General features: G+C 70.7%; 11 protein-coding genes and 1 pseudogene. 8 read left to right on the top strand and 4 right to left on the bottom strand.

Annotation, left to right across the window (positions count from 1 at the left end):
• Nucleotides 1–362: pseudogene (locus tag VHK87_RS04475) on the bottom strand (hypothetical protein); the annotation flags it as partial.
• Between the two features lie 137 nt (nt 363–499).
• On the opposite strand from VHK87_RS04475, the gene VHK87_RS04470 reads away from it, so the two are divergent.
• The 6 genes from VHK87_RS04470 to map all read left to right on the top strand — a co-directional run bounded on the left by VHK87_RS04470 (nt 500) and on the right by map (nt 5,336).
• Nucleotides 500–1,417, top strand: coding sequence for an SDR family oxidoreductase (locus tag VHK87_RS04470; protein ID WP_329633695.1), 918 nt, complete (start codon nt 500–502; stop codon nt 1,415–1,417).
• Nucleotides 1,418–1,456: 39 nt separating this feature from the next.
• A complete protein-coding gene (locus VHK87_RS04465) occupies nt 1,457–1,846 on the top strand; it encodes a hypothetical protein (RefSeq protein ID WP_329633694.1) in 390 nt (129 codons plus the stop codon).
• Between the two features lie 91 nt (nt 1,847–1,937).
• Nucleotides 1,938–2,558 (top strand): TetR/AcrR family transcriptional regulator, encoded by a 621-nt coding sequence (locus tag VHK87_RS04460; protein WP_329633693.1) that lies wholly within the window; start codon nt 1,938–1,940, stop codon nt 2,556–2,558.
• Nucleotides 2,559–2,560: 2 nt separating this feature from the next.
• Nucleotides 2,561–3,607 (top strand): alpha/beta hydrolase, encoded by a 1,047-nt coding sequence (locus tag VHK87_RS04455; RefSeq protein WP_329633692.1) that lies wholly within the window; start codon nt 2,561–2,563, stop codon nt 3,605–3,607.
• Entirely contained in the window at nt 3,607–4,593 is a 987-nt protein-coding gene (locus tag VHK87_RS04450) for an NADPH:quinone oxidoreductase family protein (protein WP_329633691.1), read from the top strand. The genes VHK87_RS04455 and VHK87_RS04450 overlap by 1 nt, the downstream gene beginning before the upstream one ends.
• Complete coding sequence (map, locus tag VHK87_RS04445; RefSeq protein WP_329633690.1) at nt 4,590–5,336, top strand: type I methionyl aminopeptidase; 747 nt, start codon at nt 4,590–4,592, stop codon at nt 5,334–5,336. Before VHK87_RS04450 ends, map begins: the two co-directional genes overlap by 4 nt.
• Nucleotides 5,337–5,443: 107 nt before the next feature.
• On the opposite strand, the gene VHK87_RS04440 is transcribed toward map, so the two are convergent.
• The 3 genes from VHK87_RS04440 to VHK87_RS04430 all read right to left on the bottom strand — a co-directional run bounded on the left by VHK87_RS04440 (nt 5,444) and on the right by VHK87_RS04430 (nt 10,765).
• Complete coding sequence (locus VHK87_RS04440) at nt 5,444–8,524, bottom strand: TonB-dependent receptor domain-containing protein (RefSeq protein WP_329633689.1); 3,081 nt, start codon at nt 8,522–8,524, stop codon at nt 5,444–5,446.
• Between the two features lie 140 nt (nt 8,525–8,664).
• The gene (locus VHK87_RS04435) at nt 8,665–9,237 is read right to left on the bottom strand and encodes a DUF4126 domain-containing protein (protein ID WP_329633688.1); all 573 of its coding nucleotides are present in this window, start codon (nt 9,235–9,237) and stop codon (nt 8,665–8,667) included.
• A gap of 97 nt (nt 9,238–9,334) precedes the next feature.
• Nucleotides 9,335–10,765, bottom strand: coding sequence for an MFS transporter (locus tag VHK87_RS04430; RefSeq protein WP_329633687.1), 1,431 nt, complete (start codon nt 10,763–10,765; stop codon nt 9,335–9,337).
• Between the two features lie 161 nt (nt 10,766–10,926).
• On the opposite strand from VHK87_RS04430, the gene rpmH reads away from it, so the two are divergent.
• Nucleotides 10,927–11,061 (top strand): 50S ribosomal protein L34, encoded by a 135-nt coding sequence (gene rpmH, locus VHK87_RS04425; protein WP_329633686.1) that lies wholly within the window; start codon nt 10,927–10,929, stop codon nt 11,059–11,061.
• Nucleotides 11,062–11,080: 19 nt separating this feature from the next.
• Nucleotides 11,081–11,473: a ribonuclease P protein component gene (rnpA, locus tag VHK87_RS04420; protein ID WP_329633685.1), complete on the top strand. Its 393-nt coding sequence runs from the start codon at nt 11,081–11,083 to the stop codon at nt 11,471–11,473.
• Nucleotides 11,474–11,486 lie beyond the last annotated feature (13 nt).

The raw sequence follows: 11,486 nt of genomic DNA, 5'->3' as shown, positions 1-11,486 counted from the left end.
CCGCCCAGCGCCAGCACGGCGCCGCCCGCCCAGGCGAGGCCGTTCTCCTCCAGCCAGGTGCGCAGCCGCTGGCCGGCCGGGGGACCGAGCGGCCGCTGCGGCGCTCTCGGCGGCTCCGGCTCGGATTGGGCGAGCGCGGCCGGAGGCTCGGGCTCGGCTGCAACTTTCGGACGGGCCTGCGCCGCTTCGGGCGCTGCGCGCGGCGCGGAAGGCGCGGGCTCCGGCTCCGAAAGGGCTCCGGACGCGCCGCCGAAGAGCATGGCCCGCCGCTCGGCCTTTTCCAGCCGCCGCTCCAGCTCGTTGATCCTGAAGAACAGCCAGCCGAACCCGGCGAGCATCAGGATGAAGAGAAAGGCCTCCACGCCCACCCCACATGCAAACGTCTGGTTGATCGCCCCCAGGCGCCAAACCTTAGCACGATGGCAGCCGTATGCCCTGGCGTCACGCTTGCGCCGCGTCCCGCGCTGCCGCCTCATGGACGGAAACAGGAGGACGCCTGATGCCGCAGCTTTCGATGGATGACCTGATGTTCCGGCCCGGGCTGATGCAAGGCCACCGCATCCTGATCACCGGCGGCGGCACGGGCCTGGGCAAGGCCATGGCCGAGGCCTGCCTGATGCTGGGGGCGGAGGTCTACGTCTGCGGGCGGCGCGGCGGGGTTCTCGACGAGACCGCCAGGGAGCTGATGGACGCTCACGGCGGCAAGATGGTCGGCATCCCCTGCGACATCCGCGTCCCGGAGGCCATCGAGGAGATGCTGGACCGCATCTGGGCCGACGGCGGGGCGCTGACGGGCCTCGTCAACAACGCCGCCGGCAACTTCATCAGCCGCACCGAGGACCTGTCGCCGCGGGGCTTCGACGCCATTTCCAACATCGTCTTCCGCGGCTCGTTCTTCGTGACGCTCGGGTGCGGCAAGCGCTGGCTGGCGGAGGGGACGAGGGCTTCGGTGGTTTCCATCCTGACCACCTGGATCTGGAACGGCGGGCCGTTCACCGTCCCCTCGGCGATGTCCAAGGCCGGCATCAACGTGATGAGCCAGTCGCTGGCGGTCGAGTGGGGCGGGCGCGGGGTCCGCTTCAACTCCATCGCCCCGGGCCCCTTCCCGACCGAGGGCATGAGCGCGCGGCTCAACCCCGGCGCCTCGCGCGACACCGGCGGGAGCGACGGCGGCCGCTCGGGCAACCCGATGGGGCGAGTGGGCGAGATGCGGGAGCTGGCGAACCTCGCCGTCTACCTGCTGCACCCGCTGTCGGAATATGTGAACGGCCAGACCATCGCCATCGACGGCGGCGCCTGGAACGCCGGCGGCGGCGGCTTCGCGGCCCTGCGCAGCTGGACCGACGAACAGTGGCAGGCGGCGCGCGAGTCCATCAAGGCGACCAACGAGAAGGACCGCGCCCAGCGGACGGTATAGTTAACCGCGGCTTAAGGGGCGCGGCGCAGGGTCGGCCCCATGCGCCCCCTCCTGATCTTCGCCGCCCTCAGCCTGGCCCTGGCCGGCCCGGCCGCCGGGCAGGAGAAGAGCCGCTTCGTGTTCGTGAAGCCGGCGCCCAAGGCGCAAGCCGGGCTGCGCGGGCCCGTGTCGGCGTCGGCCCCCAAGCCCGTCGCTGCGCCCCTGGCGCCCGCCGGGCCCGACGCGCCGCGCGATCCGCAGATGCCCGATCCGGTCGGCGCGGCCGCCTCGGTGACCTGGAGGGCGCCGCCCGACCGCGGCGGGGCCGCGCGCCAGTGCCGCTCCGGCTGCGACCGCACCTACTACTTCTGCCTCTCGTCCGGCGACGGCGACGCCTGCCCGACGAGCTGGAGCCAGTGCCGAACGAAGTGCGAAGCCCGCAAGGGTTGAACCATTTCGGGGCAGCGGCGGCAAAGCCTTGGCGTGAGCCGCCAAGGCTCTCTACAATGACGGGTGTCACTTTAGAAATTTTCGAGTCCCGATGTCGCAAGTCGCCTACCTGCCGGCCGGCAAGCGCGAGCAGACCAAGCTCCAGAACCGCGCCGCGATCCTGGACGCCGCCCGCGAGGTGTTCGGGGAGTTGGGCTACGAGGCGGCGACGGTGCGCGACATCATCCGCCGCACGGGCCTGGCGGCCGGCACCTTCTACAACTACTACCGCTCGAAGGAGGAGGTGTTCGCCGCCCTGGCCGAGGAGGGCGCGCGCAAGTTCCAGCCGATCCTGAAGGCCGAGCGCGTCAAGGCGCGCGACTTCGAGACCTTCGTCCGCGGCGCGATCCGCGCCTACTACCGTTTCCTGGCCGACGAGCACGCCAACTGGATCGCCCGCCGCCCGCCCGAGGAGCCTCACCCGCACCTGCGCTCCGAGACCCCGGAGGGCCAGGCGGTGTTCGCCGAGGTCCGCGCCGCCATCGTCGAGGAGAGCCGCCGCGGCGGCCCAGCGGGCGATCCCGACTACCTGGCGGCCGCCTGCATCGCCATCGCCCGCGAGGTGGGCGAAAAGATGCTGCAGCGCCGGCCGATCGACACCGAGGGCGCGGCCGAGTTCGCCATGGCGATGATCCTCGGGGGCGCACGCTCCCTGCCAGGCGCCAAGAGCTAGCCATGGCCGGAGCCGGCGCCCGGCGGCTGGTGCTGAGGAGCCTGCTCTCGCTGCCGACCCCGATCCTGCGGGCGCTGTCCGGCGGGGGCGTGGTCTATCGCGGCGGGCGCACCCTCGATCCGCGCCTGCAGTTCCTGGCCGCCGCGAGCCGAGGCGCGCCGCCGCTGACCGGCATGGCCCCGGAGGAAGCGCGGCGGGCGAACGCCGACGGGATCGCCCCGCTGGCCGGCGGGACCGAGCCCGGCGTGCGCAAGGAGGCGCTCGTGCTGGAGGGGCCGGGCTTTCCGATCCCGCTGCGCCTCTACCGCCCGGCGAACCAGGACCCGGCGTCCCCGGTCATCGTCTGGGCCCACTTCGGCGGCGGCGTCATCGGCGACCTGGAGACCAGCGACGCCTTCTGCCAGATCCTGAGCCGGATCACCCGGGCTCCGGTGCTGTCGGTGGAGTATCGCCTGGCCCCGGAGCATCGCTTCCCGACCGGCCTGGAGGACGTGTTGGCCGCCTACCGCTGGGCCCGTGAGCACGCGACCCGCTTCGGCGCGCCGGACGGGGCAGTCGCCATCGCCGGGGACTCGATGGGCGGCAACTTCGCCGCCGTGATACCGCAGGAGCTGAAGCGGGCGGGCGAGCCGCAGCCTGCGCTGCAGCTGCTGATCTACCCCTGGGTCGACGTCACCAGCGAGAGCGCCTCCATGACCACCTACGCCGACGCCTTTCCGCTGAACCGGCCGACCCTGGACTGGTTCATCGGCCACTACATGGGCCCGGAGGACGACCCGGCCGATCCGCGCCTGTCGCCGCTGAAGGCGCCCGACCTGTCCGGCCTCGCGCCCGCCGTGGTGGTGACGGCCGGCTTCGATCCGCTGCTGGACCAGGGCGAGGCCTACGCCCGACGCCTTCGGGAGGCCGGCGTGCCCGTCGTCTACCGCTGCTACGACCACCTCGCCCACGCCTTCACCGCCTTCACCGGCGCCGTGCCGGCCGCGGACGTCGCCTGCCGGGAGATCGCCGGGCTGGTGCGCGAGGGGCTGGAAGGGCGGATCTGCTGATGCGCGCACTCGTCGTGGAGGAGCTCGCGGCCGACTACGCCGGCTGCGTGCTGAAGGAGGTCCCGACGCCGGAGCCGAAGGCCGGCGAGGTCCGCATTCGAGTCCAGGCCGCCGCGGTCAACTTCCCGGACCTGCTGCAGACCCGGGGCGAGTACCAGCACAGGCCGCCCCTGCCCTTCATCCCGGGGATGGAGGTGGCCGGCGAGGTGGACGCGGTCGGCGAGGGCGTGACCCGGTTCAAGGTCGGAGATCCCGTCGTCGGCGCGGCGCGGATCGGCGGCTTCTCCGGATTCGCCGTCAGCCCAGCGGCGGCGATGCGCGAGAAGCCGGAACACCTCTCCTTCGCCCAGGCGGCAGGTTACGGGACGGCCTACCTCACCGCCTACGTCGCCCTGGTCCGGCGCGCCCAGCTGGAGCCCGGCGAGTGGGTGCTGGTGCATGGGGCAGCGGGCGGCGTGGGCCTCGCCGCCGTCGACCTGGCCAAGGTGCTGGGCGCCAAGGTGATCGCCGCGTCGGCGTCGGACGAGAAGCTGGCAGTCATCGCCGGCGAGTACGACGTGGACGCGACCGTAAACGTCACCGGCGGCTTCCGCGAGAGGGTCAAGGAGATCACCGGCGGCCGCGGCGCCGACGTGGTCTACGATCCCGTCGGCGGCGATGTGTTCGATGAGAGCACGCGCTGCATCGCCTTCAACGGGCGGATTCTGTCCATCGGCTTCACCTCCGGCCGGCTGCCGACCCTCCCGGTCAACATCGCCCTGATCAAGGGCTTCTCGGTGATGGGCGTGCGGGCCGGCGAGTACGGCCGCCAGTTTCCCGAGAAGGGGCGCGAGAACACCCAGGCGATCTGGGACCTGGCGCGCCAGGGTAAGGTGAAGCCCCGCGTCTACAAGGAATACCCGCTGGCCGACTGGCGCAGCGCCTTCGACTCCCTCGCCGACCGCCAGGTGATCGGCAAGACCATCATCCGCCCGGATCTATCATGACCATCGACAGCGACGACCAGCTCGAGAAGCTGAGGAAGGCGGGCAGCCTTGTGGCCCGCACCTTGAAGTCCATGGGCGAGGCCCTGGAGCCGGGGATCACCACCGCCGAACTTGACGCGCTCGGCCGCCGGCTGCTGGAAGCCGAGGGCGCGCGGTCGGCGCCGCAGATCTGCGTCGGGTTTCCCGGCGCGACCTGCATTTCCGTCGGCCCGGACGTGGCTCACGGCGTTCCGGGCGACCGACGCATCGAGGCCGGCGACCTGGTCAACATCGACGTCTCGGCCGAGCTCGACGGCTTCTTCGCCGACAACGGGGCCAGCTTCTCCGTCCCGCCCACCACGCCGCGGATCGAGCGCCTGTGCCGCGACGGGCGCCGGGCCATGTGGGCGGGCATCCGGGCCGTCCGCGCCGGCGGCCGCCTGAACGAGATCGGCCGCAGCATCGAGGGCTTCGCGCGCAAGAACGGCTACACGCTGGTGCGCAACCTCGCGAGCCACGGCGTCGGCTCCTGGCTGCACGAGGAGCCGGAGAACCTCGCCACCTGGTACGAGCCGGCCGACGCGCGCCGCATTCCCGAGGGCCTGGTCTTCACCATCGAGCCCTTCCTCTCGCTCGGCGCCGAGTGGGTCGACGAGCTGGACGACGGCTGGACCCTGCGCCCGCCCGGCGGCGAGCCCACCGTGCAGTACGAGCACACCCTGGTGGCGACGCGAAACGGCCCGCTGGTGCTGACCCTGGCCTAGAGCGCCGCGAGCGCCCCCTCAACCGCCGTCGGCGGTCCCCCTCCCCCGTCGGGCAGACGACGGGGGAGGGGGCTCGGCGCAGCGACGAGACGGAGGGGCGCTTCGCCTCAGAAGTGCTTGCGCACGCCGATGCCGAAGACGCGGCCCAGCGGGTTCGCCAGGGTGTAGTCGTAGTTGTACTGGCTGCGGACGAACTCCGGCTCCTCGTCGAACAGGTTGTCGACCTTGAGGGTCAGCATGGTGTCCCAGGGCAACGCCACCCGGTAGGCGAGGTCGACCTGGATGTACTCGCCGACCCGCGCCGCCTGCACGCCGGCCAGCGCCGGATTGATGTCGTGGTTCCGGTCCTCCATCTCCGAGACGTAGCGGAGCGTGGCCCTCAGGTTCTGTTCGCCCCAGTTGAAGTTAGCGTAGGCGTTCGCCTTGATCCGCGGATACGAATAGAAGGCCGAGATCAGCTCCAGCTTGCCGGCCCGGTCGAGCTCAGGCTCGATGATGTCGCCCTCGAGGGTGCGCAGCGCGCCCCGCTTGTACTCGATCAGGTACGAGCCCTCGACGCCGATGTTCCACTGGATATCGCCCAGGTCCGGCAGCTCGACGTTGGCCTGGAAATCCACGCCCGAGGTGTCGACGCCCGGCCCGTTGATGTTGTTCGACCGTACCGCCAGCAGGTTGCTGGGGTGGCAGTTCGAGCCATCGGGGCCGGTGAACGTCGTGCCGGTGGCGAAGTTGAAGCGGGCCCGCAGGGCGGCGTTGCCGCACTGCCAGCTGCTCGCCGTCGCGCTCGGGAACATGGCCTGGAAGATCCGCGCCGCGGTTTCGGTGGCCAGCTCGTCGTGGAAGTTGAAGTTCCAGTAGTCGATGGTCGCGCTGAACGGGCCTTTGTCGACGATCACCCCGAGACTCCAGTAGTCCGCCGTCTCAGGCTCCAGGTCCGGATTCCCGTAGGTGTCGGCCGGCCGGTACAGCGTCGCCAAGGTCGTCGGGTCGGTGAAGGCGCTGTTGATCCGGGCGAACCCGGGCGTGATCGATGACTGCGGCGGGGCGCGGAAGGTGCTGCCAATCGAGCCGCGCAGCGCCAGCCCGTCGATGACCTCCCAGCGCAGATCGGCCTTGGGGTTGGTGGTGCTGCCGATGGTGCCGCCGAAGTCCTCGTAGCGGGCCGCCAGGGTCAGGTCGAGGTTCTCCAGGATCGGGAGCTTCACCTCGGCGAACACCGCCTTCACGTCCCGCGAAGAGGCGCTTGGATCGATGTTGCCGACGAAGTTGGTGACCCCGGTTGCGATCGTGCACTGCGGTGTGCGGTCGTCGATGTCGTCGACGCAGGGGTTCTGCTCGATGTTGAAGCGCGGGTCGACGGCGATTGTCTCCAGCTCCTCACGCCGGAACTGAAGCCCTGCCGCCCAGGCGATCTCGCCGCCAGGCAGGGTGAACAGGCCCTCGCCGTTGAAGATCAGGTCGGCGATCAGATTCTTCGAGCGGCCCTCCGAGCGGACGTACTCGTGCATCCAGTCATAGAGCTCGCGGGTGTTGGTGTTGGCCGGGACGGCGGCCGGATTGAAGAATGGGTTCTGGTTCCCGTACACCGCGTCCTGCTGGATGCCGTTGGCGAAGGGATTGAACCACTGGCAGGCGCCGGCGCCGGGCGTTCCGGTGGTCGGATTGCACCCCGGCCCGCCGAGCCCCCGCAGAGCCAGCTGCAGCCGGTTGGTGACGATGTCCGGCGTGTCGAACTCGCCGATGGCCTCCATGTAGGTGACCGCCGCGTCGAACCCGAGCCCCTCGAAGATCTCGCCCTTGAAGCCGGTGGAGACCCGGTAGGCCTCGACGGCCCGGCGCTGGTGGTCGGCGCCGTCTTCGAACAGCGGGTTGCCGCCGTAGCCTCTCGGGCGCCACGCGGTCTGATTGGCGACGACGCCGTTCTGGATGCCGGCGCACACCGCCGCCGGAGTCTGGCCCACGACGCCCGCGCAGCCGGAGTTGAACAGCGCCTGCAGCCCCGGGTTGGCGAAGGGAATGTAGAAGCGCGACGACTCGTTAGCCGCCAGCGCGGGGAACGGCGAGGTGCCGCCGCCCGGCGAGCCGCCGGACGCAGCGATCGGGCTGGGGAAGACGATGGTCGACTGGCTGGGGGAGACCCGCTCGGCCGCCACCTCGTGCATCGACCAGAAGGCCTCCGCGTGCCACGTGATGTTCTCGGTGAGGTCGTAATTGAGCTCGCCGAAGAACTGCCAGTGGTCCTCGTCGTTCACCAGGTTGTCGAACCGGCTGTACTGGAACAGGCACTGGCCGGTGGCGTTGCGCGTGCCGCCGAGCTCGAGGCAGCCGGGATCGTTGAAGCTGGTCAGGGTGATGGCGCGGCCGGGGTTGGCCGGGCTGGCCGGCGGCTGGCCGAACGCGCCGCCGGGCAGCGGCACGGCGCCGGTCGCTCCTCCCACCGGGAAGAACTGGTAGCCGCCGGGGTTGCTGGCCGCTGACCAGCCGCCCAGCGGGTTGACGACGTTGGGCTGAAGCGCCCAATCGCGGTCGGTGGTGCGCAGTTCGCTGCGGCGGCGGTAGCCGGCGGTGAACAGGCCCTGCAGCCGATCTCCGCGGAAACCGTAGGCGATGCTGGCGTCCCAGTCGCCTTCCGAGCCGTCGATGTAGTTGTAGTTGGCGTTGACCTCGAAGCCCTCGAGGTCGCGGCGGGTGATGAAGTTGACGACGCCCCCGATCGCTTCGGAGCCGTAGGTCGCGGCCGCGCCGCCCTTCAGCACCTCGATGCGGCCGATCGCGGCGACCGGGATCAGGTTGATGTCATAGACGCCGGCCAGGGCCACAGTGCCGGGCGACGGCGCCAGCCTGCGGCCGTTCATCAGCACCAGGGTGCGGTTCGAGCCGAAGCCGCGCAGGTTCACCGAGGCCGAGCCCGCGGCGTTGCCGAGGAAGCGGTTGCTCTCGCCGATCGAGGAGGCCGCCGCGGGCAGCGACTTGACCAGCTGGACGACCGTCGGGCTGCCCTGCTTCTGAAGGTCCTCCGAGGTGGTCACGTCCACCGGCAGAGCCGCGTCTTCGGGCGTGCCGGCGATGAAGGAGCCGGTGACGACGACTTCCTCGACTTCGTTCTGGGCGGCGGCCGGGCCTGCGACACCCAGAGCGATGGCGACGGCCAGCAGCGAGCCGCCGCAGAGATAGCTGCGTGAATTCATGTGTTTCCTCCCCTCGCGGCCAGCCTCCTCTTCGCGGGAGGCCGTACAGCTGAGGAGGCGATCATGGTTCGGCTATCTGCGTTCCGCCAGAGGTTTTCGTAAGGGCAGCCATGTCGATGCTTCGAAAAATCCGAAGCAGGTCAGCCGGCGATGCGCCGTCTCAGCCTGCGCAGCAGGCTCCACCCGGCAAAGAACAGCAGGATCAGGACCAGCGGGATCAGGATCGGCGCGGCGAGCGCCAGGGCGGCGGTGGCGAAGGCCAGCACGTCCTCGGCCAGAGAGACGGCCGGGTTGGCGAGCCCGCCGGTCGTCGCCGTGCTGGTCAGGCGCGCGCCGGTCTGGGCGGTGTTGAAGGCCAGCGCCGTGGGCGCGCCGACGATCAGCCCGAGGATCGCCGCCATGGCCGGATCGAGGCCGCTGAACGCCGCCGCCGCAGCCAGCGCGCCGGCGGCGGGCCGGGCGACCGTGCCGAAGGCGCTCAGCGCATGGTCGACCACGGGGATCTTGTCGGCCAGGAACTCGGCCAGCGCCGCGATCCCCAGGGCTACCAGCGCCGCGTCGGAGCCCAGCCAGGCGAATGCGCCGGAAAGCTCGACGCCGAACAGCTGGAACCTGGCCGCCGCCGAGAGCATCAGCAGCGGCAGGAAGGTCTTCAGCCCCGTCGCCGCGGCGAGGCCAAGGCCGAGCAGGCCCGCGAGCAGCCAAGTCTCCATGGGACGCCAACGTCCCACGGTGGCGCACGGTTGTCAGCCCGGTCCTCCACCCCAAGCTCATCCCGGCGAAAGCCGGGATGAGCGGTATTTCAAGGCCCTACTTCGCCACCATGTCGCGCTTAAGCCAGCGGGTGGTGATCAGGAAGAACAGGCCCGCGACGGCGTAGAGGCAGGCGGTGATCTGCAAAGAGCGCTCGAGGCTCTGCGGGTGGGCGATGGCGCAGACATCCTGCTGGGCCTGGGCCAGCGCGGCGCGGGCGGCGCCCTCGCAGGCCTGGCGGGTAAGGTCCGCCGAGCCCAGGTCGGCGACCTGCATGTTGAACAACAGGTCGCTGATCGCGCCGATGAACAGCGGGCCGAGGCCGTAGCCCAGCAGGTTGACGACGAACAGCAGGATGGCCGTCGCGACGGCCCGCACCTGGGCCGACACCACGCCCTGGCCGATGGTGTACTGGGCGGCGAGGTAGCCGTACTTGATCGCCCCGCCGATGGAGAGCGCCGCCAGGCAGACCATCAGGTCGCCGGTGCTGAAGGCCAGCAGGTAGAAGGGCACGCTGGCGGTCAGGCCGATGGCCGGCAGCCAGGCGATGGCGTTGGGGCTCTTGGCGGCCATCTTCTCCGCCAGCCAGCCGGTGGCGAGGGTGCCGACCGCCGAGGCGATGCCGACCGGGGTGTTGATGAACAGCGCCGCCTCGCCGGCGCTGAGCCCGAACGAGCGGTTGATGAACAGCGACTGGAAGGAGCCGATGCCGTAGCCGCAGAAGGCCGCGATCGTCGCGCCCACAGTCATCGCCCAAAACGAGGGCTTGGAGGCCAGCTCGCGCATCCCGTCGCTGAAGCGCGCCTTCTCGCGCCGCACTGTGCCTGGCGGATCGGTGTAGCCGCGCGGCGGCTCCTTCACCGTGAGCTTGAACACAAGGGCCACCAAGAGGCCCGGCAGGCCGACGATGAAGAAGGCCCAGCGCCAGCCGAAGGCGTCGGTGATCGGGCCGCCGATCATGTTGGCCAGCACCCCGCCCAGGGTCACGCCCATGGCGTAGTAGCCGAGCGCCGTGGAGCGGCTCTTCGGCGGATAGTAGTCGGCGATCAGCGAGTTGGCGGGCGGCGTGCAGCCCGCCTCCCCGATCCCGACGCCGACCCGGCAGGCGAGCAGGATCCAGAACGCGCCGATGGTGAGCGAGCCGATCGTCACCTCCGCCGCCAGCCCGCACAGCGCGGTCATCAGCGACCACAGGGCGACGCACACGGTCATGATCCAGACCCGGTGCCGCGTCTCCGCGAACTGAGCCAGCGGGATGCCGACGAAGGTATAGAGCAGGGCGAAGCCGAAACCGGTGAGCAGGCCGAAGGCCGTGTCGCTGATCCCCAGCTCCGGCTTCATGGCCGGGGCCACGACCGAGAGCAGCCCCCGGTCGACGAAGTTCAGGATGTAGATGAACAGGAGCGCAGTGAGCACATAGCTGCGGTAGGGCTTGCTGCCGAAGCCGGTGATGTGGCCGCTGTCGGCGGCGGCGGACGTCGCGCTCATTGTCTCTAGATGCTCTCCCCCAGCCGGCGCTCGCCGGCGCGGCGGAACCTAGCGGCAGGTCCCCGGCTCCGCAACGCGGGGGCCCTGGGGCTCGGCGAGGTTGACAGGCCTAGGGCCTTCCCTTAAGGACCGCCGCTCGATTTTAGACCGGAGCCAATCTCGTGAAGCGGACCTATCAGCCGTCGCGACTCGTGCGAAAGCGCCGTCACGGCTACCGCGCGCGCATGGCCACCAAGAATGGCGCCAAGGTGATCGCGCGTCGTCGCGCCAAGGGCCGCAAGCGCCTGTCGGCCTGAGGCCTTTGAAGGTGTCCGGGTGACGGACGCCGCCTTTCCCATCGAACGCCTGAAGAAGCGCGCCGAGTTTCTGGCCGCGGCGAAAGCGCGCGCGGTCGCCAGGGGCGCCGTGCTCGTGCAGGCCCGCGACCGGGCCGACGGGACCGACCTCGTGCGCCTGGGCTTCACCGCCACCAAACGCGTGGGCGGCGCTGTGGTGCGAAACCGCGCCAAGCGCCGGCTGCGCGAAGCTGCGCGGGCGCTCGTGCCCACGCTCGGCCGCGCCGGCCACGACTATGTGTTCATCGCCCGCGGCAGTGTGACGACCAGGCCCTGGCCTGCGTTGCTTGACGATGTGAAAAGCGCGCTGATAAGCCTCGCCGCCGAAAAAGACCGGCGCCCCGCGGGGGCCGCCGCCGCCCCTCCCGCCTGAGCGCGACCTCCAT

The sequence above is a fragment of the Phenylobacterium sp. genome (assembly GCF_036263695.1).
In the GTDB taxonomy this organism is placed as follows: Bacteria; Pseudomonadota; Alphaproteobacteria; order Caulobacterales; family Caulobacteraceae; genus Phenylobacterium.
The sequence above is the reverse complement of the archived record's forward strand: the minus strand, read 5'-3'. Positions and strand labels throughout refer to the sequence as shown.